This is a genomic window from Polaromonas sp. P3_B1, from assembly GCF_056402935.1.
Genome location: NZ_JBFUGK010000018.1, coordinates 76,466 through 101,893 on the forward strand (window position 1 = coordinate 76,466; position 25,428 = coordinate 101,893).

The 25,428-nt window shown below is 63.7% G+C and carries 26 protein-coding genes; 10 read left to right on the top strand and 16 right to left on the bottom strand.

Going from position 1 to position 25,428, the window contains the following annotated elements:
* Window positions 1-2: 2 nt before the first annotated feature.
* The 12 genes from lepB to AC1DXS_RS12500 form a co-directional block, all read right to left on the bottom strand.
* On the bottom strand, window positions 3-671 hold the full coding sequence (gene lepB, locus AC1DXS_RS12445) for a signal peptidase I (RefSeq protein ID WP_477737798.1): 669 nt from the start codon (window positions 669-671) through the stop codon (window positions 3-5).
* A gap of 62 nt (window positions 672-733) precedes the next feature.
* On the bottom strand, window positions 734-1,609 hold the full coding sequence (htpX, locus tag AC1DXS_RS12450) for a protease HtpX (RefSeq protein ID WP_074576146.1): 876 nt from the start codon (window positions 1,607-1,609) through the stop codon (window positions 734-736).
* 97 nt (window positions 1,610-1,706) lie between these two features.
* Window positions 1,707-2,462, bottom strand: coding sequence for a DUF3025 domain-containing protein (locus tag AC1DXS_RS12455; RefSeq protein ID WP_477737799.1), 756 nt, complete (start codon window positions 2,460-2,462; stop codon window positions 1,707-1,709).
* Window positions 2,463-2,467: 5 nt separating this feature from the next.
* Window positions 2,468-3,250 (bottom strand): NYN domain-containing protein, encoded by a 783-nt coding sequence (locus AC1DXS_RS12460; protein WP_477712464.1) that lies wholly within the window; start codon window positions 3,248-3,250, stop codon window positions 2,468-2,470.
* 3 nt (window positions 3,251-3,253) lie between these two features.
* Complete coding sequence (pyrC, locus tag AC1DXS_RS12465) at window positions 3,254-4,324, bottom strand: dihydroorotase (RefSeq protein WP_477737800.1); 1,071 nt, start codon at window positions 4,322-4,324, stop codon at window positions 3,254-3,256.
* Between the two features lie 189 nt (window positions 4,325-4,513).
* Window positions 4,514-5,251 (bottom strand): amino acid ABC transporter ATP-binding protein, encoded by a 738-nt coding sequence (locus tag AC1DXS_RS12470; protein ID WP_477737801.1) that lies wholly within the window; start codon window positions 5,249-5,251, stop codon window positions 4,514-4,516.
* Between the two features lie 49 nt (window positions 5,252-5,300).
* Window positions 5,301-5,987 (bottom strand): amino acid ABC transporter permease, encoded by a 687-nt coding sequence (locus tag AC1DXS_RS12475; RefSeq protein WP_477737802.1) that lies wholly within the window; start codon window positions 5,985-5,987, stop codon window positions 5,301-5,303.
* Window position 5,988: 1 nt separating this feature from the next.
* Window positions 5,989-6,711 carry an amino acid ABC transporter permease gene (locus AC1DXS_RS12480; protein WP_477737803.1) on the bottom strand — a complete coding sequence of 241 codons (723 nt, stop codon included), beginning with the start codon at window positions 6,709-6,711 and terminating at the stop codon, window positions 5,989-5,991.
* 113 nt (window positions 6,712-6,824) lie between these two features.
* Window positions 6,825-7,715 (bottom strand): transporter substrate-binding domain-containing protein, encoded by an 891-nt coding sequence (locus tag AC1DXS_RS12485; RefSeq protein ID WP_477737804.1) that lies wholly within the window; start codon window positions 7,713-7,715, stop codon window positions 6,825-6,827.
* Window positions 7,716-7,938: 223 nt separating this feature from the next.
* Window positions 7,939-9,396, bottom strand: a complete 1,458-nt coding sequence (locus AC1DXS_RS12490; protein WP_477737805.1) for an aspartate ammonia-lyase — start codon at window positions 9,394-9,396, stop codon at window positions 7,939-7,941.
* A gap of 125 nt (window positions 9,397-9,521) precedes the next feature.
* A complete protein-coding gene (locus AC1DXS_RS12495; RefSeq protein WP_477737806.1) occupies window positions 9,522-10,490 on the bottom strand; it encodes a LysR substrate-binding domain-containing protein in 969 nt (322 codons plus the stop codon).
* Between the two features lie 274 nt (window positions 10,491-10,764).
* Window positions 10,765-12,615 (bottom strand): ABCB family ABC transporter ATP-binding protein/permease, encoded by a 1,851-nt coding sequence (locus tag AC1DXS_RS12500; protein ID WP_477737807.1) that lies wholly within the window; start codon window positions 12,613-12,615, stop codon window positions 10,765-10,767.
* Between the two features lie 53 nt (window positions 12,616-12,668).
* Here AC1DXS_RS12500 and AC1DXS_RS12505 point away from each other — a divergent pair, with 53 nt between their 5' ends.
* Window positions 12,669-13,106: an acyl-CoA thioesterase gene (locus AC1DXS_RS12505; protein ID WP_477737808.1), complete on the top strand. Its 438-nt coding sequence runs from the start codon at window positions 12,669-12,671 to the stop codon at window positions 13,104-13,106.
* A 23-nt stretch (window positions 13,107-13,129) separates the two neighbouring features.
* On the opposite strand, the gene AC1DXS_RS12510 is transcribed toward AC1DXS_RS12505, so the two are convergent.
* Both AC1DXS_RS12510 and AC1DXS_RS12515 read right to left on the bottom strand, forming a co-directional pair.
* Entirely contained in the window at window positions 13,130-13,498 is a 369-nt protein-coding gene (locus AC1DXS_RS12510; RefSeq protein ID WP_477737809.1) for an AtuA-related protein, read from the bottom strand.
* On the bottom strand, window positions 13,495-14,880 hold the full coding sequence (locus AC1DXS_RS12515; RefSeq protein WP_477737810.1) for an acyclic terpene utilization AtuA family protein: 1,386 nt from the start codon (window positions 14,878-14,880) through the stop codon (window positions 13,495-13,497). Before AC1DXS_RS12515 ends, AC1DXS_RS12510 begins: the two co-directional genes overlap by 4 nt.
* 297 nt (window positions 14,881-15,177) lie before the next feature.
* Here AC1DXS_RS12515 and AC1DXS_RS12520 point away from each other — a divergent pair, with 297 nt between their 5' ends.
* The 3 genes from AC1DXS_RS12520 to AC1DXS_RS12530 all read left to right on the top strand — a co-directional run bounded on the left by AC1DXS_RS12520 (window position 15,178) and on the right by AC1DXS_RS12530 (window position 17,426).
* The gene (locus tag AC1DXS_RS12520; protein WP_477737811.1) at window positions 15,178-15,762 is read left to right on the top strand and encodes a YdeI/OmpD-associated family protein; all 585 of its coding nucleotides are present in this window, start codon (window positions 15,178-15,180) and stop codon (window positions 15,760-15,762) included.
* 95 nt (window positions 15,763-15,857) lie between these two features.
* The gene (locus AC1DXS_RS12525; protein ID WP_477737812.1) at window positions 15,858-16,406 is read left to right on the top strand and encodes an MgtC/SapB family protein; all 549 of its coding nucleotides are present in this window, start codon (window positions 15,858-15,860) and stop codon (window positions 16,404-16,406) included.
* A gap of 63 nt (window positions 16,407-16,469) precedes the next feature.
* Entirely contained in the window at window positions 16,470-17,426 is a 957-nt protein-coding gene (locus AC1DXS_RS12530; protein WP_477737813.1) for a complex I NDUFA9 subunit family protein, read from the top strand.
* A gap of 41 nt (window positions 17,427-17,467) precedes the next feature.
* On the opposite strand, the gene AC1DXS_RS12535 is transcribed toward AC1DXS_RS12530, so the two are convergent.
* Window positions 17,468-18,391, bottom strand: a complete 924-nt coding sequence (locus AC1DXS_RS12535; RefSeq protein WP_477737814.1) for a TylF/MycF/NovP-related O-methyltransferase — start codon at window positions 18,389-18,391, stop codon at window positions 17,468-17,470.
* A 263-nt stretch (window positions 18,392-18,654) separates the two neighbouring features.
* Here AC1DXS_RS12535 and AC1DXS_RS12540 point away from each other — a divergent pair, with 263 nt between their 5' ends.
* The 6 genes from AC1DXS_RS12540 to otsA all read left to right on the top strand — a co-directional run bounded on the left by AC1DXS_RS12540 (window position 18,655) and on the right by otsA (window position 25,114).
* Window positions 18,655-19,338: a glutathione S-transferase family protein gene (locus AC1DXS_RS12540; protein WP_477737815.1), complete on the top strand. Its 684-nt coding sequence runs from the start codon at window positions 18,655-18,657 to the stop codon at window positions 19,336-19,338.
* 13 nt (window positions 19,339-19,351) lie between these two features.
* Window positions 19,352-19,657 carry an NIPSNAP family protein gene (locus AC1DXS_RS12545; protein WP_413330918.1) on the top strand — a complete coding sequence of 102 codons (306 nt, stop codon included), beginning with the start codon at window positions 19,352-19,354 and terminating at the stop codon, window positions 19,655-19,657.
* Window positions 19,658-19,700: 43 nt separating this feature from the next.
* Entirely contained in the window at window positions 19,701-20,975 is a 1,275-nt protein-coding gene (locus AC1DXS_RS12550) for a multifunctional CCA addition/repair protein (RefSeq protein WP_477737816.1), read from the top strand.
* Window positions 20,976-21,051: 76 nt separating this feature from the next.
* The gene (gene otsB, locus AC1DXS_RS12555) at window positions 21,052-21,879 is read left to right on the top strand and encodes a trehalose-phosphatase (protein WP_477737817.1); all 828 of its coding nucleotides are present in this window, start codon (window positions 21,052-21,054) and stop codon (window positions 21,877-21,879) included.
* Window positions 21,876-23,735: a glycoside hydrolase family 15 protein gene (locus tag AC1DXS_RS12560; RefSeq protein WP_477737818.1), complete on the top strand. Its 1,860-nt coding sequence runs from the start codon at window positions 21,876-21,878 to the stop codon at window positions 23,733-23,735. Before otsB ends, AC1DXS_RS12560 begins: the two co-directional genes overlap by 4 nt.
* Window positions 23,732-25,114, top strand: a complete 1,383-nt coding sequence (gene otsA / locus AC1DXS_RS12565; protein WP_477737819.1) for an alpha,alpha-trehalose-phosphate synthase (UDP-forming) — start codon at window positions 23,732-23,734, stop codon at window positions 25,112-25,114. Before AC1DXS_RS12560 ends, otsA begins: the two co-directional genes overlap by 4 nt.
* Before the next feature lie 110 nt (window positions 25,115-25,224).
* Here otsA and AC1DXS_RS12570 read toward each other — a convergent pair.
* Window positions 25,225-25,428, bottom strand: a 204-nt coding sequence (locus AC1DXS_RS12570; protein WP_477737820.1) for a hypothetical protein, incomplete at its 5' end; no start/stop codon positions are given.

Sequence of the window (25,428 nt, forward strand, 5' to 3'; positions counted from 1 at the left end):
CGTCAATAAAGCGAGCGACCGAAGCGCTCGAAGCGGGGCTGCCACTTCTCAAGAATGTCGGCCGACACCAGGATGCGCTCGGCCCGGCCGATGAGCAACTGGCGCGGCACCAGCCCGATGTAGCGCGAATCGGCGCTGTTATCCCGGTTGTCGCCCAGCATCAGAAACTGGTCTGGAGGAATCGTCATCGGGCCCCAGTCGTCCTTGGCTTTCACCCCGGTCAGCCACTGGATTTCATGCTGCCCCTGGGCCGTGGTTTCCTTCATGTGCGTAGCCACCAGCACGCCCACCGGGCCGGCCGGCTCCAGCACGGTATCCAGCGCCTCGTAGCGCGCCGCCTGCCCGTTGATGATGAGCACCTTGGCGCGCATTTCCACAACGTCACCCGGCACGGCGACCAGGCGCTTGATCAGGCGCACGCCGTCCAATGGCGATGAAAAGGTGACGACGTCGCCGCGCTGCGGGTCGGCGGTGCGTGCCAGCACCGTGTCGGTCAGCGGGATTTTGACGTTGTAGGCCAGCCGGTTGACGAAGACCACATCGCCCTCGAGCAGGTTGGGCCGCATGGAACCCGAGGGGATGGGGTTCCAGTCCGCGATCGCAGTGCGGAACAACCCGAACAACAACAGCAACACCAGAAAACTGCGGTTCTGCTTGATCCAGTTTTTCATGTCCGTACTCCCGTGAGGTGAGGTGCAAAAAAAAGCGCCCTGTGCGGGGCGCCTTTTGATCCTTAAGCCTGGCTGTTTTGCAATGCTGCAATGCGCTCTTCAATCGGCGGGTGCGTGGCAAACAACTTGCCGATGCTGCCGGTGATGCCCATGGCCGCCACGGCTTTTGGCAACTCGCCGGGTTGCATGCCGCCCAGCCGGGCCAGGGCGTTCATCATGGGCTGGCGCCGGCCCATCAGCTGCGCGGCGCCGGCATCGGCGCGGAACTCGCGCTGGCGCGAGAACCAGGCCACGACGATGGCTGCGGCAAAGCCCAGCACGATGTCCAGCACGATGGTGCTGACGTAGTAGCCGATGCCGGGGCCGGAGTTGTTGTCGCTGCCGCGGCGCAAAAAGCTGTCGACGGCGTAGCCGATCACGCGCGAGAGGAAGACCACAAAGGTGTTCATCACGCCCTGGATCAGGGTCATGGTGACCATGTCGCCGTTGGCGACGTGGGCGATCTCGTGGCCCAGCACGGCTTCGATTTCTTCCTTGGTCATGCCCTGCAGCAGGCCGGTGGAGACAGCCACCAGCGAGGAGTTCTTGAAGGCGCCGGTGGCAAAGGCGTTGGGCTCACCCTCAAAAATGCCGACTTCGGGCATGCCGATCTGGGCCTTCTCGGCCAGCTTGCGCACGGTCTCGACGATCCAGGCTTCGTCGGCGTTCTGCGGCTCGTTGATAAGGCGAACGCCAGCGCTCCACTTGGCGACCGGTTTGCTGATCAGCAGCGAGATGATGGCGCCGCCAAAGCCCATGACCAACGCGAAGCCGAGCAGCGCCGTCAGGTTCAGGCCGTTGGCCGTGAGGTAGCGGTTGACGCCCAGCAGGCTGGCAACAATGCCCAGCACCGCCACGACGGCAATATTGGTCAGGACAAACAGGAAAATACGTTTCATGGGTTCTCCGTGGGGTCGGTAAAAAAGCCCGCCTTGCGCAGGATATGAGGGCCTGCGGGCCCGGTTCAAGCGGTGCCCGCGCCCAAGTCGCTGATTTTTATCTGTTATTTATGACAGCCTTGCGGAATACAAGGGAGTCATCATAAAAGGAAAAGTTCTCGTTCTCGGGCCACCAGCCGGGCACGCCCAGCACCGGCAAGGGCGCAAAAGGCTTGGCAGCCAGCCTGGCCGCGCTGAGGTCGGCCGCCACCCAGGCGTCCAGCTCCGCGATGGTGCCCAGGGGCGGCTGCGCCAGGTAGACGTGGGCCGTGATGGCTTTGCGGGGGCTCAGCAGTTTTTCGAGCAGGGCGTGGCCGAACAGCACGAGCCGGGCCTGCTGCCACAGCGCCCTGTGGGTGATGAAAAGATTGCTCCAGTCGCGGGCGAGCAGTGCGTCCCACAAGGGCTGCGGTGCCGACAGGAAGGCGGCGTTTTCGTCGAACACCGTGAGGGCGTCGCGCACCGGGCCGCGCACGGGCGTTATGCCCACGGCGTCGATCTCGGCGGCCTGCAGCTGGTTGAGTTTTCGCTTGGTCTCGGGGAAGCGCATCCAGCAAAGACCGTTGAAAAAATCGTGTGCGCCCTCGCGCGTCGGGCACAGCCGGGTTCTGGCGATAAAGCTCTCATAGGCCTCGCCGGATGGCAGCGTGCATTGGGGCGCGAAGCAAACCGGCGCAGACTGGACGGCATTGAGCGCCTGGTGCAATGCAACACCCGCCGTGACCGCGCAGGCCGCGCGCTGGCCGGGTTCGCGCCAGGCCTGCAGCCAGGGGCGTTCCCAGTCGATGGGGGGCAGCGGCGGCGGGTTTGCCATGGTGCTCAGGCCTTCGCCGGTTTGGCTTGCTTTCTGTCGCGCACCATGACCGTGGACTTGCCTTCGTCGGCGATGTCGAAGAGCTGGGTGGCCACCAGCAGCTTGGTCAGCGTGGCATAACCGTAGTTGCGGTGGTCGAAGGAGGCCTGGTTGGCGATCTGCGTGCCGACCGCCCCCACGCGCGCCCAGCCCTCGTCGTCGGCCGCGGCCTGCACCGCGTTGCGCAGCAGCATGACGAGCTTGGCGTCCTGGCGCAGCTGCGCGGATGTGGCCCGCAGGGGCGCGGCGGAGACGGCCTCCCCGTCGTCCTTGTGGTCGCCATGGGCACTGCCCGCGGCGGCGTCGGCCGCAATGGGGCGCAGCTTGTCGAGGAACAGGAAGCGGGAGCAGGCGTTGACGAAGGGCTCGGGCGTTTTTTGCGCGCCGAAGCCGTAGACGGCCGCACCCTTGGCGCGCAGGTGCATGACCAGTGGCGTGAAATCGGCATCCGAAGAGACGATGCCGAAAGCATCGGGCCGGTCGGTGTAAAGCAGCTCCAGCGCGTCAATCACCATGGCCATGTCGCTGGCGTTCTTGCCCTTGGTGTAGTCGAACTGCTGCATGGGCCGTATGGCGTGCTCGTGCAGCACCTCTTCCCAGCCTTTGAGTTCGTTCTTTTTCCAGTTGCCGTAGGCGCGCCGGATGTTGGTTTCGCCGAAGGTCGACAGCTCATTGAGGATCAGGTCGATTTTGGACGCCGGCGAGTTGTCGGCGTCTATGAGCAGGGCAACGCGCGGCTTGTGGTCCATGGTTCAGCTCCCGGTATCCAGCTTCCAGGGCAGGCTTTCGCCCGAGCGCAGGGGCTTGAGTTCGGCCTCGCCGAAAGCATAGCTCTCGGGGGGGTGCCAGCTCTCCTTCTTGAGCGTGATGGTGCCGGTGTTGCGCGGCAGGCCGTAGAAGTCGGCGCCGTTAAAGCTGGCGAAAGCCTCGAGCTTGTCCAGCGCGCCGGCCGCGTCGAAGGCCTCTGCATAAAGTTCCATCGCGGCATGGGCGGTGTAGCAGCCCGCGCAACCGGTAGCGTGTTCTTTCAGGTGCGCCGGGTGCGGCGCGCTGTCGGTGCCGAGGAAAAACCGGTTGTTGCCGCTGGTAGCCGCCTCAACCAGCGCCAGGCGATGGGTTTCGCGCTTGAGCACAGGCAGGCAGTAGTAGTGCGGGCGGATGCCGCCGGTGAAAATCGCGTTGCGGTTGTACAGCAGGTGATGCGCCGTGACGGTCGCGCCCGTGAACTTGCCGGCGTCGCGCACGTAGTGGGCGGCCTCGCGAGTGGTGATGTGTTCGAAAACAATCTTGAGCTCGGGGAAGTCCCGGCGCAGCGGGATCAGCTGGGTATCGATGAACACGGCCTCACGGTCGAACAGGTCGATGTCAGATGAAGTGACTTCACCGTGCACCAGCAGCAGCAGGCCGGCTTTTTGCATCGCCTCCAGCGTCTTGTAGGTTTTGCGCAAGTCGGTCACGCCGGCATCGCTGTTGGTGGTGGCGCCTGCTGGGTAAAGCTTGGCGGCGACGACGCCGGTGTCTTTGGCCCGGGCAATCTCCTCGGGTGGCAGGTTGTCCGTGAGGTAGAGCGTCATCAGCGGCTCGAACTTCACGCCAGCCGGCACCGCAGCCTGGATGCGGTCGCGGTAGGCTGCGGCCTGGGCTGCGGTGGTCACCGGCGGGCGCAGGTTGGGCATGATGATGGCGCGGCCGAACTGCGCTGCCGTGTGCGGCACAACGGTATGCAGGGCTTCGCCGTCGCGTACGTGCAGGTGCCAGTCGTCAGGGCGGGTGAGGGTCAGGGAGGTCCGGGTCGAAGCGGAGGTGCTGGTGGCTGAAGTCATGCCCGAATTGTCGCACCGCCGGCGCTGCAGGGCCGCTTTGCCCTGTCCGGACAGGCTTCAGCAAGCGTAACACCTCAGGGAAATCCACCTGCGACGGCCGCATCGGATTCCAGACCGCGCACCCATAAAAAAGCCCCGCGGTGCGGGGCTTTTTGGTTTTTCTTCTTTGGTCGCAGTTGCAATGATCTTTCAGTGCGACAGGATTTTGTTAAGAAAATCCTTGGTGCGCGGCTTGCGGTTTTCCGGATGGTTGAAGAACTCGTCCTTGGTGCAGTCTTCCAGGATCTTGCCGCCCACGTCCATGAAAATCACGCGGCTGCCGACCTTGCGGGCAAAACCCATTTCATGGGTCACCACCATCATGGTCATACCTTCAACAGCCAGGCCCATCATGCAATCCAACACCTCGCCGACCATTTCAGGGTCGAGCGCGGAAGTGGGTTCGTCAAACAGCATGGCGATGGGGTCCATGCTCAGCGCCCGGGCAATCGCCACGCGCTGCTGCTGGCCGCCCGACAGCTGGCCGGGGAATTTGTCCTTGTGCGCCATCAGGCCCACACGGTCCAGGTACTTGAGGCCGTGTTTTTTAGCCTCGTCGGCCTTGCGGCCCAGCACCTTGACCTGCGCCAGCGTCAGGTTTTCGGTCACGCTCAGGTGAGGAAACAGCTCAAAATTCTGGAACACCATGCCGACGCGGCTGCGCAGCTTGGGCAGGTCGGTCTTGGGGTCGTGCACGGCCTTGCCGTCGACGAAAATCTGGCCCTTCTGGAAAGGCTCCAGTGCGTTGATGGTCTTGATGAGGGTGGATTTGCCCGAGCCGGAAGGCCCGCAAACCACGACCACTTCACCCTTCTTGATGCTGGTGGTGCAATTGTTGAGAACCTGCACGTCGCCGTACCATTTGGAAACTTCTTTCAACTCAATCATCTTCTTCTCCAGTGTGCTCTATGAGGATTGCCTGCTTGACGCGGCGTTCTCAGCGAATGATGGCGATTCTGCTGTTCAGGCGTTTGACCATGAAGGACAGCCCGAAGCAGATCACGAAATAAACCACAGCAGCCAACAGGTAGGCCTCTTCAGGGCGGCCGTAAATCTTGCCGGCGGTGCTGAAACCCTTGAGCAGGTCGTAGGCGCCGATCGCATAGACCAGCGAGGTGTCCTGGAACAGGATGATGGTCTGCGTGAGCAGGATGGGCACCATATTGCGAAACGCCTGCGGCAGGATGATCAGCTTCATGTTCTGCGCGTAAGTCATGCCCAGGGCTCGCCCGGCATTGACCTGGCCGCGCGAGATGGACTGGATACCTGCGCGCATGATTTCGCTGAAATATGCGGCTTCGAAGGCGACGAAGGTGATGATGGCTGAAATTTCGGCGCGGTAATTGCTGCCGCCGGGAATCAGGCTGTAAAACGATGCCGGGACCAGCAGGAAGAACCACAGGATCACCATGACCAGCGGAATCGAGCGCATGCCGTTGACGTAAAAGGTCGCGGGAATGGTCAGGAAGGATTTTCCTGAAAGGCGCATCAGGGCCAGCACGGTGCCGAAGATGATGCCGCCTATGGTGGCGATGACGGTCAGCTCGATGCTGAAGATGAAGCCCTTGATCACGAACTGGGAAATCATGTCCCAGTTCAGGAAGCTCATGTCGAGTCCAAGCATGTCAGTGACCTCCGCCCGTTGAGCCGGCAACGACGAAGCCGGGGATTTGCACCCGCTTCTCGACAAAGGCCATGACCCGGTTGACCGCGAAGGCCGAAACAGCGTACAGCGCCGTCACCGCCAGGTAGATTTCGATGCCGCGCGAAGTTTCTTCTTGCGCCTGCATGGCGAACATGGTGAGTTCGGCGATGGATACCGCGAAAGCCACGGAGGAGTTTTTCAAGAGATTCATCGATTCGCTGGTGAGCGGCGGAATGATGATGCGAAAAGCCATGGGCAGGATCACGTAGCGGTAGGTCTGCAGGGTCGTGAACCCCATGGCCATGCCGGCATAGCGCTGGCCGCGCGGCAGCGCCTGGACGCCGGCCCTGACCTGCTCGGCAATACGCGCCGAAGTGAAAAAGCCCAGGGCGAACACCACCAGGATGAAGCTGGGCAGCTCCTTCATCGCGGGGAAAACCTTGGGAACCACGAAGTACCAGATGAAAATCTGGACCAGCAGGGGAACGTTGCGGAACAGCTCGACCCAGGCATTGGCGAAACGCACAAGCCAGGGGCTATTGGGCAAGGTGCGCAGCGTGCCGATGATCGCGCCACACAGCATGGCGATTACCCAGGAGGCCCCCGCGACGGACAGCGTCCAGCCCCAGGCGTCAAACATCCACTGCAGGTAGGTTCGACCGCTACCGTCATCATTCAAAAATACCTGCCAATCCCAAGTCATCACGGCTCCAGCAAATGGTTGTTGTGGTTGTTGTCTTGTTTTCCCTGCGACGGTAAACGGGAAACCCCGCCAGTGCAAGGCGACCGGCGGGGTTGTTCCTTACCTGGCCAGAATTACTTCTGGGCGTATTCTTCCATGGGCTTGTCGTTCGGGTTGTCCCAGGCGGCCTTGGTGCTGGCGCTCAGGGCCAGGCCGACCTTGGTGTTCTTCGGAGGGATCGGCGACAGGAACCATTTGGTCCACAGCTTGTTCAGCTCGCCCGACTTGATCATGCTCTTGACCGTGTCGTCAGCCAGGCGCTTGAGCAGTGGGTCGTCCTTGCGGATCATGATGGCGATGGGTTCGACGCTCAACACTTCACCGACGATCTTGAAGTCGGAAGGCTTCTTGGCGGTGGCGATGTTGCCGGCCAGGATGGAGCCGTCCATCACGAAGGCGTCAGCACGGCCCGACTCGAGCAGCAGGAAGCTGTCGGAGTGGTCCTTGCCGAAGATTTCCTTGAACTCGACGCCGGTGGCGCGCTTGTTCTTGCGCAGCGTCTGCACTGAGGTGGTGCCGGTGGTGGTTGCTACGGTTTTGCCGCTGAGCTGGGCCACCGAGGTGATGCCGGAGTTGGCCTTCACGGCGATGCGGACTTCCTCGACGAAGGTGGTCACGACGAAAGCCACATCTTTCTGGCGGGTCGCGTTGTTGGTGGTGGAGCCGCACTCGATGTCGACCGTGCCGTTCTGCACGAGGGGAATTCGGTTCTGCGAGGTCACGGGCTGGTATTTGACTTCCAGCTTGCGTTCCGCGGCTTTTTCGAGGCTGGCCAGGATGCGCTGGCAGATCTCGACATGGTAGCCGGTGTATTTGCCGTCACCCAGGGTGTAGGACAGCGCGCCGGAAGAATCACGAACGCCCATGGTGACAACGCCGGAGGCCTTGACTTTGGAAAGGGTGTCGGCAAATGCGGCGCCGGTGGCGAGCAGGGCGACGGACAGAGCGACAAGCTTGAGTTTCATGGAATCTCCTGTAATGAATGAAACGGTTAGCGAACTATTCTAGAGAGATGGTACCCGGGACTGGCCTAGGTTTACCCGGCCTCTCAGGGGGAAACAGGTTGTGCAAGTGTGCGTGGCAGCAAACCAGCGCGAGGCCGCGATTGCCGGGTTTTCAAAGTGGTGCACGCATAAAGAAGTCCGGAACTATACGGCAGATGTAAGCAGTCTTTGTGCCAGCGCCCGCTCAGGCGACCAGCGGAAGGGGTTGCGTGAGCTTGTCGGGCACCAGCAAGGCCTCGACTTCGGCCTGCGTCATGATGCCCAGCGACTCGGCGATCTCGGCGATCGGTGCACCGGTGGCGATGGCTGTCTTGGCGATGAGCGCGGCCTTTTCGTAGCCGATGATGGGATTGAGCGCGGTGACCAGGGTGACCGATTCGCGCACGCGTTTGGCCAGTAGTTCGCGGTTGGCTTCGATGCCTGCCACGCAGTTAGCCTGCAGTGTGAGGCAAGCCTGGCTCAAGTGTTCAATGCTCTTGAAAAGGCTCCATCCCATGATGGGCTCAAAGGCATTGAGTTGCAGCTGGCCCGCTTCAGAGGCCATGGTCACCGTCATGTCGTTGCCTATCACTTCAAAGGCGACCTGGTTCATGACTTCGGGTATCACAGGGTTGACCTTGCCGGGCATGATGGACGAGCCCGCCTGGCGCGCCGGCAGCCGGATGTCGCCGAATCCGGCTTGCGGGCCGCTGGAGAGCAGGCGCAGGTCGTTGCAGATCTTGCTGAGCTTGGTGGCCACGCGCTTGAGAACGCCGGAGAGTTGCACGAAGGCTCCGGTGTCCTGCGTGGCTTCGATCAGATTGGCGGCTTTTTCGACCGGCACGCCGCATTCCTCGGCGAGATGGCGGCAAACGATGTCGGCATAGCCGGCCGGCGCATTGATGCCGGTGCCTATGGCGGTGGCGCCCAGGTTGATTTCCTGGATCAGTGCGCGCGCTTCCCGCAGGCGGGCCTCGTCTTCGCCGATCATGACCGCGTAGGTGAGGAACTCCTGGCCCAGCGTCATGGGCACGGCATCCTGCAGCTGCGTGCGGCCGATTTTCAGCACGTCGCGGAACTCATGCGCCTTGGCCTCGAAGCCGCCGCGCAGCACGGCCATGGAGGCCAGCAGGCGCTCGATGGCGAACCACAGGGCGATGCGCACGGCCGTGGGGTAGACGTCGTTGGTGCTTTGCGAGGCGTTGACGTGGTCGTTGGGATGCAGGGCGTCGTAGCGGCCTTTTTCCATGCCCAGCGTTTCCAGCGCCAGGTTGGCGATGACCTCGTTGGCATTCATGTTGGTGGAAGTGCCGGCGCCGCCCTGGATCACGTCGACCACGAACTGGTCATGGTATTGGCCGGCAATCAGCTTTTCGCAGGCGCTCATGATCGCGTCCGCCCGTCTGGCGTCCAACGCCCCCAGCTGCTGGTTGGTACGCGCGGCGGCTTTTTTCACAAAGCCCAGTGCGCGGATCAGATCGGGCATCGCCGAAATACGGGTGCCGGAGATCGGGAAGTTTTCGACCGCGCGCGCCGTGTGCACGCCCCAGTAGGCGCTTACGGGGATCTGCTTTTCACCGAGGAAGTCGTGCTCGGTGCGTGTGGCCGCCGCAGGCGTGGGAGCTGGCTCGGCAAGCGGGGTGGAGGATGAATCTGGGGGCACGGGCAAGCATCAAATTTTGGACGTCACGAACTGTAGATTTGCGGGTCTGAAAACACCAATGCTGTTTCAACGATCTTCCATGCATTTTTCTTATAACCACTTAGGGTTACTACTAGTGTGCGTATCTATCCCAGTCTCGCGCCCGGGGTGGGGCCGCCGCGTGCGACCGCTTTTTCACGGCTGCTGGTTTGCGCCTGCAGGTAGCTCCACAGCGCCTGGGCATGGCTTTTGGCCGACTCCTTGGACGTGGGCCGCTCGCGGTATACCCGCACGTCCATGGTCATTTCCAGGTTGCCGCCGGCGCTTACGAGCTTTTTGGCCCGCAGCTCTTTTTTGACGGCGCTGAGCGGTAAAAACGCGATGCCGTGGCCTTCAAGCGCCATGGCCTTGAGGCCTTCGGCCATGTCGGTTTCATAGACGCGGTCCAGGTGGATGGCCGTCGTGGACTGCTTGAGCAGCATGTCCACCATGCGGCCCAGATAGGCGCCGGGCGCATACCCCAGGTAAGGCAGGGGCTGGCCGGCACGTCCCGGCAGGCTGTACTCGGGATCGCCCGAAGCCGTGGCCCGGACAAAAGGCGCCAGCACCTCCTGGCCCAGCGACACCATTTCATAGCGGTCAGGGTCCAGCTGGAACGGCTGGGAGTCGTGGTAGTAGGCGATCAGCAGGTCGCAGCTGCCTTCGACGAGGCGCAGCACCGCGTCATGCACGTTCAGCGCGATCAGCCGGCTTTTGATGGGTCCGAACTTCTCGCGCAGGCTGCTGACCCAGGCCGGGAAAAAGGTAAAGGCCAGCGTGTGCGGCACGGCGAACTCGATGACGTCCTGCCCCGCCGAAGTATGGCCGCGCAGCATCGCACGGGTGGATTGCAGGCCCTGGAGCATTTCCAGCGACTGGCTGTACAGGGTTTCGCCGGCCGGCGTCAGGCGCGTGGGGTAGGAGCTTCGATCAACCAGGTCGGTGCCGGCCCAGGCCTCCAGCGCCTGGATGCGCCGCGAAAACGCCGGCTGGGTGACGTGCCGCAGTTGGGCAGAGCGGCTGAAACTGCGTGTTTCAGCCAGACTGACGAAATCTTCCAGCCATTTGGTTTCCATAGGTCTAGCGACCCCGGTTGGACGCGCCCGGGCGGGCCGTCACGGCGTGCGCCGGCCGGGCGCGGCGGGGACGTACAAAGTCACTGGCGTGAAAGCTCATGCAGGCTCCAAAAGGCAAACCAAGCGGTCAACATTGGCCGCCGGGTCTTCCGATTATGCGAGCCTGTGAGGCATTTCGGCCTACGGGGAATCCCATGGCCGGGCGATGGCGCCGCATTTGCGCAAATAGTGACCCGAATTGTCCGCAGAAATACAAACCGCCCAGGCCGCAGCCCTAGGCCTCGGGTGAGCTCTGCTGCAGCGCCCACATGCGCGCGTAAGCGCCCTCGGCTTCGAGCAATTGCGTATGCGTGCCGCGCTCAACGATACGCCCGCCATCCATCACCAGAATCTCGTGCGCATCGACCACGGTGGACAGCCGGTGCGCGATCACCAGCGTGGTCTTGTTTTGTGCGGCGGCGCGCAATTCGGTCTGGATGGCCCGCTCATTCGCGGAATCGAGGGCCGAAGTGGCTTCGTCAAAGATCACCACCGGCGGATTCTTCAGCAAGGTGCGGGCGATGGCCACGCGCTGCTTCTCGCCGCCTGAGAGCTTGAGCCCGCGCTCCCCCACCATGGTCTGGTAGCCCAGCGGCGTGGAAGCGATGAAGCCGTGGATGCGCGCCGCGCGCGCCGCCTCCTCCACCTCCTCGTGGGTGGCACCCGGCTTGCCGTAGGCAATGTTGTATTCGACCGTGTCGTTGAACAGCACCGTGTCCTGCGGCACGATCCCTATGGCCTGGCGCACGCTGGACTGGGTGACCTGCTTGATGTCCTGGCCGGCAATCGTGATGCGGCCCTGCTGCACGTCGTAAAAGCGGTAAAGCAGCCGCGCCAGCGTGGACTTGCCGGCGCCTGAGGAACCCACCACCGCGACGGTCTTGCCCGGCGGGATTTCAAAGCTCACGTTGTGCAGGATGGGGCGCGCCGGGTCGTAGGCGAAATTCACGTTTTCAAACCGCACTGCCGGCGAACCCTCGATGGCGATGGGCAGGGCGCCCGGCAGGTCGGCGATTTCACGCTCCTTTTCCATCAGCACGAACATCTTGTCGAGGTCGGTCAGGCTTTGCTTGATCTCGCGATAGATCACGCCCAGGAAACCCAGCGGGATATAGAGCTGGATCATGAAGGCATTGACCATCACCAGGTCGCCCAGCGTCATGCGGCCGTCGACCACCCCCTGCGTGGCGCGCCACAGCATCGCGACCAGCCCGATGGCGATGATCAGTTGCTGCCCGGCGTTGAGCAGGCTCAGCGTGTTCTGGCTCTTGATCGCGGCGCGCCGGTAGCGCGCCAGGTTTTCGTCGTAGCGGGCGGCCTCGAACTCTTCATTGTTGAAGTACTTGACGGTTTCATAATTGAGCAGCGAATCAATGGCTCGGCTGTGGGCCGACGAGTCCAGCTCGTTCATGGTCTTGCGGAACTGCGTGCGCCACTCGGTCACCGTCACGGTGAAGAAGATGTAGAACACCAGCGCAATGCCCGTGATGACGGCGAACCAGGCATCAAACTTGACGGCCAGCAGGCTCAGCACCAGCGTCACCTCGATCAGGGTCGGGATGATGCTGTAGAGCGAATAGGAAATCAGCGAATGCACGCCGCGCGTGCCGCGCTCGATGTCTCGCGTCATGCCGCCGGTCTGCCGCTCCAGGTGAAAGCGCAGGCTGAGCGCGTGCAGATGACGGAACACCTCCAGCGAAATCCGCCGCGCCGCGCCTTCGGTGGCCTTGGCGAACACCAGCTCGCGCAACTCGGTGAACAGCGTGGTCGACAGGCGCAGCAGGCCGTAGGCCAGCAGCAGCGCCACCGGCACCACCAGCACGGCCTGCACGTTGCCGGGCTTGAAGTTCATGGCGTCGACCAGGTTTTTCAGCAGCAGCGGCACACCCACATTGGCCAGCTTGGCGCCCACCATGAAGCCCAGCGCCGCCATCACCCGCCACTTGTAGTCCCACAGGTAGGGGAAAAGGCGTTTGAGGGTATCCCAGTCGGAGCGCCGCGGCGCAGGCGCCGTGCCGCCGCCGGGCGCCGTCGGGGCCACGGGCAGGGCAAGGGAAGAATCGGCGGCGGAAGCTCGGGAGCGCATGAGGGACAATCGTGAGGGTTGTTGTAATAATTTTGACTTTTCAGATTGTGCCTATGTCTATCGAATCAAGCACCCATACGGACATTCACGCGGAAGACGCCCTGAACGTCCAGTTGCCCACCGACAAGGAGCTGGTGCTCAAGGTCATCCCCATGCCCGCCGACTGCAATGCCAACGGCGACATCTTCGGCGGCTGGGTCATGGCGCAGGTCGACCTGGCCGGCTCGGTCGTGCCGGCACGCCACGTCGACGGCCGGCTGGCCACGGTGGCAGTCAACCAGTTCATCTTCAAGCAGCCGGTGCGTGTGGGCGACATCCTGTCGTTTTTCTCCAGCCTCACCCGCATAGGCACCACCTCCATCACGGTGCAGGTCGAGGTCTATGCCGAGCGCTTCCGGGCCCAGGGCCGCTACATCAAGGTGACCGAGGCCAGCCTGACCTACGTGGCGATCGACGACTTCGGCAAGCCGCGCAAGATCGCGAAAAACTGAGGCCTACGCCTGCCCGCCGCGGCTCATGACGGCCACCAGCCCACGCGCGGCGCGGCGGCGGCTTCGGCGAATTCGGCCTCACTCACTTCAATCTCCATTCGCAGAAGGGCCGCGGCCAGGGCCTTGCCGAGGTTGTCCATGCGCAGGTTGCGCGCCCCACCGCCCTGCAACGCCCCCTGCAGCACCAGCTTGAGCGCCAGGATGTTGGGCAAGGCCCAGCACTGAACCGTGCCCGGCAGCCAGGGTGCGAAATGCGACCGCACCCGCTCGGCGGTGACTTCGCGCTCAATCAACCGGTAGCCCGCCTCGTTCCAGGCGAAGAGGCCGAAGTCCACCCAGTCGGCCTTGTCGCCGCTGCGCGCGTGCGCGAGCTTCGCAAGCTGCACTTTCATGGGGACACCATCTCCACACGCACCGCCGCTTCAACCGCTTCACGGTCCAGCAGCGCGGGCCAGATGCCCAGCAGCTCGCTGCTGCTGCTCAGGCCATGAAAGCCGCAGCTATAGGCCGGCCCGCTCAGCGCCATCCATGGAAACAGCCGGCCGAATCCGTCCGCCACCGCCTTGTCCTGCGTGCGCACCACCATGCGAACCCAGACCTCGTTGAGCTCGGCCAGCGCGTCGGGCGCGGGCAGAGGGGCGAGCGGACCGTGCGCCGAGTTGAGTCCCGGATATTCGACGAAGAGCTCGTCATGCGCCATGCGCCGGCCGGCCAGTTGGGCCTTCACCATGGCGACTGCCGCCTGTGCCTTGTCCCAGGCATCGGGCCAGCTGAAGCCCCAGGTGACCTCGGCCTTGTAGCCGTCGCGAAAACCGCCCACCAATTTGAGCATCGCCGGCCGCGGACGGCCGCGTGCGCCCGTCATGCGCACCCGGTCTTCGCCCAGGTCTTGCAGCTTCAGCGCCGACAGGTCCAGCACCACGTCGGGTGATATGTAGCTTGTGGGGTCGTGCACTTCGTAAAGCAGTTGCTGCCGCACGGTGTCGAAATTGACGCGCCCACCGGTGCCCGGCGCCTTGGTGATCAGCGCAGCGCCGTCCTCGCTGACCTCGGCAATCGGATAGCCGATATGCGCCAGGTTGGGTATCGCCTTCCACGCGGACTGGCTGCCGAAGTTGCCGCCGCTTCCCTGACCCGAGCACTCCAGCAAATGCCCGACCGCCAGGCCCTGGGCCAGCCGGTCCAGCTCGGGCTGCGTGGCGGCGTCTTCAAGCTTCCAGCCGAATTCATGCACCAGCGGCGCAAGAAACAGCGCCGCGTCGGCCACGCGGCCGGTGATCACGATGTCGGCGCCCTGCTGCAGCGCCGACACAATCGGCCGTGCGCCCAGGTAGGCATTGGCAAACACCATGCGATCCTGCACGGCATCGAAGGGCCGGGCACTGAACATATGCGGCGGCGCCAGCGCCGGCAACCGGGGCAGGACGTCATCACCGGTGACGACCGCGATGCGCGCCTTCCAGCCCTTGCCGGCAAATGCCGCGCGCAAGGCCGCCGCCGCACCGGCCGGGTTCAGTCCTCCTGCGTTGCAGATGAATTTGACGCCGTGCGTTTGCATCAGGGGCCATAAGCTCACCAGCATGGGCACCACGTCGCGCGCGTAGCCTAGCGCCGCATCACGCTGCCGGTCTTTCTGCAGGATGGCCAGCGTCAGCTCTGCCAGATGGTCGCTGGCGATGTAATGCACGCCGCCGCGTTCGATGCTCGCGGCAACCGGCTCCCAGGCGTCCCCATAGAACCCCAGGCCTGCGCCTATACGAACATTTCCTTGCATAAAGAACCTGCTTACGATTTATGGGGGGTCACGTTGGGGTGCAATCGGGATGAGTTGGTGGCCCCCAATAAATCATAAGCAGGTTCCATGGATTACGCTTGATCGCGGATGCGACACCTGTTCGGAACAACCCTGGCGGCAGACCTCCAGGCGACAGCAGTAACCCAAGCTCATCAAAAGGCAGAGTGCAACGTAGCCGGGAAGGCTCCCTCACGCGCGGCGCCACCGACATCCTGCCGCAGGTCGCCAAGCGCAAGGCGGCTTGCCGCTGCCCCGGCACCTCACGCACAATGCCGCATGCCCGCATCCCCCGACACCCTACCCACACTCCACTGCAAAACCACCAAAAGCTGGGAAACCTGGCTGGCCAAAAACCATGCCAGCGCTCCCGGCGCCTGGCTGCAGATCGCCAAAAAGGATTCGGGCATCCCTTCCACCACACACGCCGAGGCGCTTGAGGCCGCGCTTTGCCAGGGCTGGATAGACGGCCAGCGCAATGCGCTGGACGCGCAGTTCTTCCTCCAGAAATTCACGCCGCGCCGCGCGCGCAGCATCTGGTCCAAGGTCAACTGCAGCAAGGCGCTTGCGCTGATCGCATCGGGACGCATGCAGCCGGCGGGCCTGGCTGAAGTCGAACGCGCCAAAGCCGACGGCCGGTGGGACGCCGCCTACGACGCGCAAAGCAAAGCGACCGTTCCCGAGGACCTGGCGGCCTTGCTGGCCAAAAATCACAAGGCCAGAGCCTTCTTCGAATCGCTCGATTCACGCAACCGCTTCGCCATCCTGTTCAGGCTGCAGACGGCAAAAAAAGCCGAGACGCGCGAGCGGCGCCTGGCGCAATTCTTCGCCATGCTCCAGCGTGGGGAAAAGGTCTATCCCTAAAGTCCGACGGGCTTTTCGCTGACGCGGCAAGGCGTGGCAGCCGCTTACATTCGGCGGGACACCTCCGTGCACCGAACAGCCAACAAGGAGCCCGCATGACACCCAACTGGTTGCAGCAGATCGGCGACACCATCGCTTCCGAGTTTTCGGACCTGCCTGACGCCGAGCAGGCCACCCGCGTCATGCTGCGCCTGCTATTGGCGGCCTTGCTGGGCGGCCTGCTGGGCATTGAGCGTGAACAAAAAGGCAAGGCGGCCGGCGTGCGCACCCACATGCTGGTGGCCATGGGCGCCGCGCTCTTTGTGCTGGTGTCGCAGCAGGCGGGCATGCTCAGCGCCGACCTGAGCCGCGTAGTCCAGGGCGTCGTCGCCGGCATAGGCTTTCTGGGTGCGGGCACCATCCTCAAGGGCCATGCCAAGGGCCACAGCGACGAGGAACAGGTCAAAGGCCTGACGACGGCCGCCGGCATCTGGCTGACGGCCGCCATCGGCGTGGCCGCGGGCATGGGGCGCGAAGCGACCGCCGTGCTCAGCACGCTGCTGGCGCTGGGGATTCTGGCGCTGGTGCCCCGGCTGCTACGCCTGGTGGAAAAGCCCGACCCGCTGCCCAAGCCCCACAGTGGTAGCCGCGCAAAAAAAGACTGAGTCCGCAAAGCTTGCCGCGCGTCGCACAGTCCGCGGACACGCAAAAGCGCTAAATTAGCGCCTATGAACAAAATCCTCATCCTCGGCGGTACCGGCTTTGTCGGGCGCCACGTCTGTGAAAAGCTCGCGCAGCTTCAATGCCGCGTCACCGTGGTCACGCGCCGGCGTGACAGTGCGCGGCATTTGCAGATGCTCCCATTGGTCGACGTGGTGCAAGCCGATGCGCACGACAGCAGCTCGCTGGCGCCCCTGCTGGCGGGCCACGACGCCGTCGTCAACCTGATCGCCATCCTGCATGGCTCGCAGGCCGCATTTGACAAGGCGCATGTCCAGCTGCCGCTGGAACTGGCCCGCGCCTGCGAGGCCAGCGGCCTGCGCCGCATCGTCCACATCAGCGCGCTGGGCGCGTCGCCCGGCTCGCCCTCCATGTACCAGCGCAGCAAGGCGCGCGGCGAGGCCGTGATGCTCAGCACCGGGCTTGATGTGACGGTGCTGCGGCCCAGCGTGATCTTCGGCGCCGAGGATAAATTCCTCAACACCTTTGCGCGGCTGCAGCGAGTGTTCCCAGTGATTCCCCTGGCGGCCGCCGATGCGCGCTTTCAACCTGTATGGGTGGAAGACGTGGCGGACGCCATCGTGCAATGCCTGCAGGACGCAGGCACCGTGGGCCAGATTTACGAGGCCTGCGGGCCCCAGGTGTATACGCTGCGGCAGCTTATGCAGCTGGCGGGCCGCTGCGCCGGCGTGAATGGCGGCAAGGGCCGGCCGGTGGTCGCGCTGCCCGCACCGCTGGGCCGCCTGCAGGCTGCGCTCATGGAGCTGGCCCCCGGCGAACCCATGATGAGCCGCGACAACCTCGACGCCATGGCCAGCGACAACGTGGCCGGCGGCAAGCTGCCGGGCCTGCAGGCGCTGGGCATACAACCGGCCTCGCTGGAGGCCATAGGCCCTTCCTACCTCGGCGAGCAGGGGCTGCGCAGCGGGCTGACGGCCAAGCGCAAGACAGCGGGGCGGTTTTAGCCCCTTGCGCAACAGGCTCCAGGCAGGCGCTGGCTGTGGAGCTAGCGCTTGATCACCAGGCCCTGGCCCGTGGGCAGCGGCATCACGCGGTACTGCCGCTCATCGAACCAGGCATCCTCGGCCAGCTTCTGCCTGCGGTAGGCGCCGGACCATTCATAGTCGTCGAGTATCAAAATGCCGCCCGGAACCATGCGGTGGAACAAATACTCCAGTGAGGCGATCTCGGCAGGCGCCTGGTTCAGGTCGATGTGCAGGTAGGCAATCCGCTCCGGGCAGCCGTCTGCGAATACCTCAGGAATTCGCCCCTTGATGATTCGGACCTGGGGATAAGATTCAAATTTTTCCCGCACTCTCTTGTAGAGGCCGTCGCCGTGCTCCGGCATGGAGTGGTTGAGCATGCTGTTGTCATGCTCAAAAAGGTCGTAACCCCAGAAAGTCTTGGGAAACGCAGTACCTCCGAGATAATCGACGACCGTCTTGATGCCAACTCCGGTATAGGCGCCACACTCGACGAAATCCCCCTCCAGGTGCACGCAATGGTAGGCGGCACAGGCCAGTACATAGCGCCGCCATGCAATGGCCCTGTCGGAATCACTCTCTGCGTTGCCCGCCCATGCCGCCATGAAAGGGCCGTCGTCCAACAGAGACAGGTTACGCGCCCAGGTCAGCAGGTTGTCCCCGAAGTAATAACCTTGCGCGAGCTTTGCGGTCAGGGCCTTCACGTCGTTCGCCACGGCTTCATCGTCCGACGTACCCCAGAACAGGGGAGAAAAGAAACTGGGAACAGCGTCCTTGTCCGGCGGCGAGTATTTCGGAAGGAACGCCGGCGCAGCGGAAACCGCCCGCGGCGGGATAACGGGAGCCGCCGGCAAGTGCTCAATGGGAGGTGCAGGTGTCACCGGGACCGTTTGCTCGCGCCGAAACAACCCTTTCATCAGGATTTGCACCAAATCTCCCAGAATCATGGCTTGATCTCGCTTGTTATGCTGCCGGGAAAGGTTCACCGGCAGTTTGGGTGAAACGCTCCACTGTAGCGTGAATTTGTTATTCGACGCTAGGGATCGGACAGGCTGCGGTTGGCCCGCGCGATGCTGGGCTGTGTAGTTGCGTCAAGCGGGCCGCATCAATTTCACGGCTTTTTTGCATCAATGGCCCGCAAACCGGGTTGTAGCATCGCAAGTCGTTTCACCTTGACCTTCTTGACTTCACCACAGCGGACGGAGATTCCATGCTCAAGCTCTACATCGGCAATAAAAACTACTCTTCCTGGTCCATGCGCCCCTGGGTGCTGCTCAAGCAGGCCGGCATTGCGTTTGAAGAAGTCAAGCTGCGTTTTGACTCTTTCGACGCCAACTCCACTTTCAAGGAAAAAATCGGCGGCGTGAATCCGGCCGGCCGGGTGCCCGCGCTGGATGACGACGGCTTCGTCGTGTGGGACACACTGGCCATCGCCGAATACCTGGCCGAGCGCTTTCCCGAGAAACAACTCTGGCCGCAAGAGTTGAAGGCGCGCGCCCGGGCCCGCAGCATTTGCGCCGAAATGCACAGCGGCTTCGGCGCCCTGCGCTCAGCCTGCCCCATGAACATCGAGGCCGACCTGTCCGACATGGGCCAGCTGATCTGGCGCGACAAATCGGCCGTACGCGCCGACGTGCAACGCATCGTTGAGATGTGGACCGAGCTGCTCGAACAATACAAGGGGCCGATGCTTTTCGGCAAATTCGGCATTGCCGACGCCTTCTTCGCGCCCGTCTGCATGCGCCTGAGCCGTTACGCCCTGCCGGTGCCCCCGGCCATCAACGCCTACATCCAGCGCGTGAGCGCCCTGCCCGGCGTCAAGGCCTGGATAGACGATGCGCTCGCCGAAAACGATTTCCGCGAATTTGAAGAGCCTTACCGCGTCAAGCGCTGAAGCAGGAGCTCCCATGGTCACGATTTACCTGCGCTACGTGCTCAACACCGCAAAACTCAAGGAGTTCGAGCACTACGGCAAGCTGTGGATTCCATTGGTCGAAAAATTCGGCGGCAAACACCACGGCTACTTCATGCCCAGCGAAGGCGCCAACAACATCGCGCTGGCCCTGTTCACCTTTGACAGCCTGGCCGCGTATGAAACCTATCGCCAGCGCTCCTTTGCCGACCAGGACTGCCTGGCGGCCTTCAAGTACGCCGAAACCACCGGCTGCATCATCAGCTACGAACGCAGCTTCTTCCGGCCGGTGTTTTCCTGATACCCGGGATAGCGACAAAGGCCGAGTAGCCTAAACTGCGGCCATGAAGATTTTCATGGTCGGTGGCGCGGTGCGCGATGCCTTGCTGGGCCTGCCGGTGCAGGACCACGACTGGGTGGTCGTGGGCGCCACACCCGAGGCGCTGGCGGCCCAGGGCTACCTGCCCGTGGGCAAGGACTTCCCGGTCTTCCTGCATCCCGAGACCCGCGAGGAATACGCGCTGGCTCGCACAGAGCGCAAGACGGCGCGCGGCTATCGCGGCTTTGCGGTGCATGCCGATCCCGATGTGACGCTGGAGCAGGACCTGGCGCGGCGCGACCTGACCATCAATGCCATCGCGGCCCCGTCCCGCGGCGACGATGCGCCCGGCCGCTTCGAGCCCGACTTTGCCGCGCTGATAGACCCCTTCGGCGGGCAAAAAGACCTGCAGGCCAAAGTCCTGCGCCATGTCACCGGCGCCTTTCGCGAAGACCCGGTGCGCATTTTGCGGCTGGCCCGCTTCGCCGCCCGCTTCTCCGATTTTTCGGTGGCGCCCGAAACCCTGGCGCTGATGCGGGACATGGTGGCCGAGGGCGAGGTCGATGCGCTGGTGCCCGAACGCGTGTGGCAGGAGCTCGCGCGCGGCCTCATGGAGGACAAGCCCTCGCGCATGTTCGAGGTGCTGCGCGAAAGCGGCGCGCTCGATAAATTGCTTCCCGAAGTGGCGCGCCTCTGGGGGGTACCCCAGCCCGCCGCCCACCATCCCGAGGTCGACACCGGCGTCCACCTGATGATGGTGCTGGACATGTCGGCGCAGCTCAAGGCGCCCTTGCCCGCGCGCTTTGCCTGCCTGTGCCACGACCTGGGCAAGGGCACCACGCCGGCCGATGTCCTGCCGCGCCACATCGGCCATGAGGACCGCAGCGCCGAGCTGCTCAAAGGTGTGTGCGAACGCCTGCGCGTGCCGGTGGACTGCCGCGAGATCGCCGACGTGGTGGCGCGTGAGCACGGCAACGTGCACCGCAGCGAAAGCCTGGGCGCCGCGGCCCTGGTGCGGCTGCTGGAGCGCTGCGATGCCTTTCGCAAGCCCCAGCGCTTTGCCGACATTTTGCTGGCCTGCGAATGCGATGCGCGCGGCCGCCTCGGCTTGCACGATTCACCTTATCCGCAACGCCCGCGCCTGCTCGCAGCCCTGGCCGCAGCCCAAGCGGTCCAGACGCAGCCACTGGCGCTTGAGGCGCAGGCAGCGGGACGGGACGGCAAGCAGATTGGCGCAATCATTCACGGTGCACGCGTCAAAGCGGTGCAGGAAAGCCTGCCCGGCACCTCGACAGCGTAGTTGCCGCCTCTCAAAACACGAAAAAGCGAAACCGGCCTACAGCGTACGGACGAGGGCGCTGCTAAGGTAAGGGGCGATGCATTTATCACCCTCCTCATCGCCGCTCCAGGCCTCATCGCGCCTGCCGATTCCCGGCCCCTTGCCCGCCATTGGCGCGCGGACCGCCCTCTTCCTGGACTTTGACGGAACCCTGGCCGACCTGGCGCCCGAGCCCGATGCGGTCCAGCTGGTGTCGGGCGTGATTCCGGCCCTGCTGAGAATTTCGGGCCAACTCGGTGGCGCACTGGCGATTGTCTCTGGCCGCAGGCTCGCCGACCTGGACGGCTTCCTCGCGCCTTTGCAGCTTCCCCTGGCCACCGAGCACGGCGCGCAGCGACGCGACACACAGGGCCGCGTCGTCAGCCTCGCTGAGCCCGATCTGACTGAACTCGCGCACACCGCCACAAACCTTGCCGCGCAGCACGACGGGCTACGCGTTGAAGTCAAGCTCGCCGCCGTTGCACTGCACTACCGCCACGCACCTGAACTCGAATCGCTGTGCCTGCGGGTCATGCAGGAGGCCGCGGACCGCATTCCCGGCGTCGAATTGCTGCACGGCAAATATGTGTTTGAAGTCAAGCCGGCCAACGTGAGCAAGGGAACGGCCATCAGGGCCTTTATGGACGAGCTCCCGTTTGCCGGCCGCCTGCCGCTGTTCGCCGGGGACGACACCACCGACGAAGCCGGCTTTGCCGCCGTGCAGTCGCTGGGCGGCGAAGGCATCAAGGTCGGCGAAGGCCCCACCCTGGCGCACCACCGATGCGCGTCGCCCGACGCGCTGCGCGAATKGCTGCACGCGGCCTTTGGCGGCAGGTCGCTGGAGACCGACGGCGCGCCCGCCGCCGCGCCGGGAGGTCGCCCATGAACGTCGCCGCCGATTCCCTGCACTTCACATCGCCCGCCAAGCCCTCACTGGCCATGGGCGTGATCGGCAATTGCGGCTTCAGTGCCCTGATTGACGCGCGCGGGCGCATCGTCTGGTGCTGCCTGCCGCGCTTTGACGGCGACCCGGTCTTCAATGCGCTGCTCGAACCCCAGCCGGACCAAGGCGAAACCACCATGCCCGGTTCCCAGGACTCGCAGTCCAGTGCCTTCGCCATCGAAATCGAGGATTTCGCCGAAGCCAGGCAGTGGTACGAGCCCAATACCGCCGTGCTGCGCACCCAGCTGTTCGACAAGCGAGGCCAGGGCATAGAGATCACCGACTTCGCGCCGCGGTTTTTCAGTCGCTCGCGCTTTTTCAGGCCCATGACGCTGGTGCGCCGCGTCAGGCCCATCCACGGCGCGCCGCGCATACGCGTGGCGCTGGACATCCGCTTCGACTGGGGCCGGCGCAAACCGGTGATCACCCAGGGCAGCAACCACCTGCGCTACGTCGGCGATGAACTCACACTGCGCCTGAACACCGACGCGTCGATTTCGCACCTGCTCTCCAAGCAGCCTTTTGTGCTGACGCGCGAGCACAATTTCCTGCTGGGCGCCGACGAATCGCTGGCGGACGGCATTGCCGACACCGCGCGGCTGTTTGAACAGGAAACCATTTCCTACTGGAAGAAGTGGAGCCAGCGCCTGCACATTCCACTGGAATGGCAAGAGGCCGTGATACGCGCGGCCATCACGCTCAAGCTCTCGCTGTTTGAAGACACCGGCGCCATCGTCGCCGCCATGACCACCAGCATTCCCGAGGCGCCCGGCAGCCAGCGCAACTGGGACTACCGCTACTGCTGGCTGCGCGATGCTTTTTTTGTGGTGCGCGCACTCAACAGCCTCTCGGAAGTCGGCACCATGGAGGACTACCTGCGCTGGCTCAGCAATGTGGTGGTGCAGTCCAAGGGCGGGCATATCCAGCCGCTCTACGGCATAGGCCTGGAGCGCGAGCTGCCCGAGTCCATCATGGTGCACCTGGGCGGCTACCGCGGCATGGGACCGGTGCGCGTCGGCAACCAGGCGCAGGAGCACTTCCAGCACGACGTCTACGGCAATGTGGTGCTGGGCGCGGCCCAGTCCTTTCACGACCACCGCCTGCTGCACCGCGCGGGCCTTGCCGAGTTCAAGCGGCTGGAGGACGTCGGCGAGCAGGCCGTGCGCAACTACGACAAACCCGACGCCGGCATGTGGGAGCTGCGCACGCGCGCGCGCATCCACACCTCCTCGGCCCTGATGTGCTGGGCCGCCTGCGACCGGCTGGCCAAGATCGCGCTGGTGCTCAAGCAGCCGGAGCGCGCCGCCTACTGGCAGGGCCATGCCTGCGTCATGCAGGAACGCATACTGCGCGAAGCCTGGAGCGAAGAGCGCCAGGCCTTTGCCGAAAGCTTTGGCGGGCGCGACCTCGACGCCAGCGTGCTGCTGATGATCGAGGTTGGTTTTATCGACCCGAAAGACCCGCGCTTTATCGCCACGGTAGACGCGCTGGAAACCCATTTGTGCGACGGCCCTTACATGCGCCGCTACGAGGCGCCAGACGACTTCGGCAAACCCGAAACCGCCTTCAACATCTGCACCTTCTGGCGCATAGACGCGCTGGCCCGCATAGGCCGCAAGGAGCAGGCCCGCGAGATCTTCAACACCATGCTGGCCGCGCGCAACCATGTGGGCCTGCTGTCGGAAGACACACATCCCCTGACCGGCGAGATGTGGGGCAATTTTCCGCAGACTTATTCGATGGTGGGGATCATTAACGCGGCCGTGAGGTTATCGACCCCTTGGGAATCTCAGGTATGAGCCGACTGGTTGTCGTCTCGAACCGCGTGGCAGATCCGCGCAAGGCCGCCGCCGGCGGCCTGGCCGTTGCGCTGGGCGATGCACTGAGCGCAACGGGCGGGCTGTGGTTCGGCTGGAGCGGCAATGTCATCGAAGGCGGCGCGGCAGGTGAAGGCGAGCTGCATGTGCAGCAGGCCGGCAACGTCAAACTTGCCACGGTGGATTTGTCGGCCGAAGACCATGCGGGCTATTACCTGGGCTACAGCAACGGCGTGCTCTGGCCGGTGTTCCATTACCGGCTGGACCTGGCGCGTTTCGACACGGGTTTTATCGAGGCCTACCGTCGCGTCAACCGGCTGTTCGCGCACAAGCTGATGCCCCTGCTCAAGCCCGACGACATCATCTGGATCCACGACTACCACCTGATCCCCATGGCCGCCGAGCTGCGCGCCATGGGCTGCAACAACCGCATCGGCTTTTTCCTGCACATCCCGCTGCCGCCGCAGCAGATACTGGCGGCCATTCCCCAGCACGAGTGGCTGATGCGCGCGCTGTTCGCTTACGACCTGGTGGGTTTCCAGAGCGAAAACGATTTGCTGCACTTCTCGCGCTATGTGCAGGCCGAGGCCGGCGCCGTGGCGCTGGGCGGTAACCGCTTCAGGGCTTTTCACCGCACCGTGCGCGCGGGCGCCTTTCCGATAGGCATAGACGTGGACGAGTTCGCCGCGCTCACGCATGCGCAGGAAGCGCGCGACATGTACGAGCGCATGAAAGAGGAGTATTCACGCCGCAAGCTGCTGCTGGGCGTGGAGCGGCTCGATTACTCCAAGGGCTTGCCGCAACGCCTGAAGGCGTTTGAAACGCTGTTGGCCAAATACCCCGACAACATCCGCAGCGCCACCCTGATCCAGATTGCCGCACCCAGCCGCGAAGACATGGGCACGTATACCGATCTGCTGCAGGAACTCGAAAGCCTGTGCGGCGCCACCAACGGGAATTTCGGCGAACTTGACTGGATGCCGATACGCTACATCCACCGCAACGTTGCGCGCAAGCGTCTGCCGGGCCTCTACCGCGTGGCACGGGTGGCGCTGGTCACGCCGCTGCGCGACGGCATGAACCTGGTGGCCAAGGAGTTCATCGCCGCACAGGACCCGGCCGATCCCGGCGTGCTGGTGCTGTCGCGCTTCGCCGGCTCGGCCGAACAGCTCGAAGACGCCCTGCTGGTGAATCCTTACGACATCGACGGAACAGCCGACACCATACAGCGCGCGCTCCAGATGCCGCTGGAAGAGCGGCAGGCGCGGCATCAAAAAATGCTCAAGAACATTCGCGAGCATGATGTGCATTGGTGGAGGAGAGGGTTTCTTAATGCCTTGGGCTACGAAGGTCCTGCTTAGTTGATGCCGGGTCTTGCGCCGGCGGGCGCGCCTCTCCCCTTTCCTCCTTCTCCTCTCTTCGTCTTTCTGCTTTCTCTGCTGAGGCTTGTTGGCCGGGGGTAGCCCGGCGGCTACTCACTTTTATCGAAACCCGCGATGCGGGTTTTCTTTTGTTCGCCAAAAGGCGCGCTACGCGCGCGGGGTTTGCTCACTTCGCGCAGCGAAGTTACGCAAACACCAAAAGTAAGCAAAAGAAAAGGCGACCCTGGTGTCTGCGTCCCCTTCGCTTCGCTACGGGGCAGCCTGCGGTGCTCGGTCCAGACGGGGTCAAAAAC

Coding starts and splice junctions, on each gene's coding strand:
- lepB (WP_477737798.1), bottom strand. CDS start 671: ATGAAAAACTGGATCAAGCAGAACCGCAGTTTTCTGGTGTTGCTGTTG.
- htpX (WP_074576146.1), bottom strand. CDS start 1,609: ATGAAACGTATTTTCCTGTTTGTCCTGACCAATATTGCCGTCGTGGCG.
- AC1DXS_RS12455 (WP_477737799.1), bottom strand. CDS start 2,462: ATGGCAAACCCGCCGCCGCTGCCCCCCATCGACTGGGAACGCCCCTGG.
- AC1DXS_RS12460 (WP_477712464.1), bottom strand. CDS start 3,250: ATGGACCACAAGCCGCGCGTTGCCCTGCTCATAGACGCCGACAACTCG.
- pyrC (WP_477737800.1), bottom strand. CDS start 4,324: ATGACTTCAGCCACCAGCACCTCCGCTTCGACCCGGACCTCCCTGACC.
- AC1DXS_RS12470 (WP_477737801.1), bottom strand. CDS start 5,251: ATGATTGAGTTGAAAGAAGTTTCCAAATGGTACGGCGACGTGCAGGTT.
- AC1DXS_RS12475 (WP_477737802.1), bottom strand. CDS start 5,987: ATGCTTGGACTCGACATGAGCTTCCTGAACTGGGACATGATTTCCCAG.
- AC1DXS_RS12480 (WP_477737803.1), bottom strand. CDS start 6,711: ATGACTTGGGATTGGCAGGTATTTTTGAATGATGACGGTAGCGGTCGA.
- AC1DXS_RS12485 (WP_477737804.1), bottom strand. CDS start 7,715: ATGAAACTCAAGCTTGTCGCTCTGTCCGTCGCCCTGCTCGCCACCGGC.
- AC1DXS_RS12495 (WP_477737806.1), bottom strand. CDS start 10,490: ATGGAAACCAAATGGCTGGAAGATTTCGTCAGTCTGGCTGAAACACGC.
- AC1DXS_RS12500 (WP_477737807.1), bottom strand. CDS start 12,615: ATGCGCTCCCGAGCTTCCGCCGCCGATTCTTCCCTTGCCCTGCCCGTG.
- AC1DXS_RS12505 (WP_477737808.1), top strand. CDS start 12,669: ATGTCTATCGAATCAAGCACCCATACGGACATTCACGCGGAAGACGCC.
- AC1DXS_RS12510 (WP_477737809.1), bottom strand. CDS start 13,498: ATGAAAGTGCAGCTTGCGAAGCTCGCGCACGCGCGCAGCGGCGACAAG.
- AC1DXS_RS12515 (WP_477737810.1), bottom strand. CDS start 14,880: ATGCAAGGAAATGTTCGTATAGGCGCAGGCCTGGGGTTCTATGGGGAC.
- AC1DXS_RS12520 (WP_477737811.1), top strand. CDS start 15,178: ATGCCCGCATCCCCCGACACCCTACCCACACTCCACTGCAAAACCACC.
- AC1DXS_RS12525 (WP_477737812.1), top strand. CDS start 15,858: ATGACACCCAACTGGTTGCAGCAGATCGGCGACACCATCGCTTCCGAG.
- AC1DXS_RS12530 (WP_477737813.1), top strand. CDS start 16,470: ATGAACAAAATCCTCATCCTCGGCGGTACCGGCTTTGTCGGGCGCCAC.
- AC1DXS_RS12535 (WP_477737814.1), bottom strand. CDS start 18,391: ATGATTCTGGGAGATTTGGTGCAAATCCTGATGAAAGGGTTGTTTCGG.
- AC1DXS_RS12540 (WP_477737815.1), top strand. CDS start 18,655: ATGCTCAAGCTCTACATCGGCAATAAAAACTACTCTTCCTGGTCCATG.
- AC1DXS_RS12545 (WP_413330918.1), top strand. CDS start 19,352: ATGGTCACGATTTACCTGCGCTACGTGCTCAACACCGCAAAACTCAAG.
- AC1DXS_RS12550 (WP_477737816.1), top strand. CDS start 19,701: ATGAAGATTTTCATGGTCGGTGGCGCGGTGCGCGATGCCTTGCTGGGC.
- AC1DXS_RS12560 (WP_477737818.1), top strand. CDS start 21,876: ATGAACGTCGCCGCCGATTCCCTGCACTTCACATCGCCCGCCAAGCCC.
- otsA (WP_477737819.1), top strand. CDS start 23,732: ATGAGCCGACTGGTTGTCGTCTCGAACCGCGTGGCAGATCCGCGCAAG.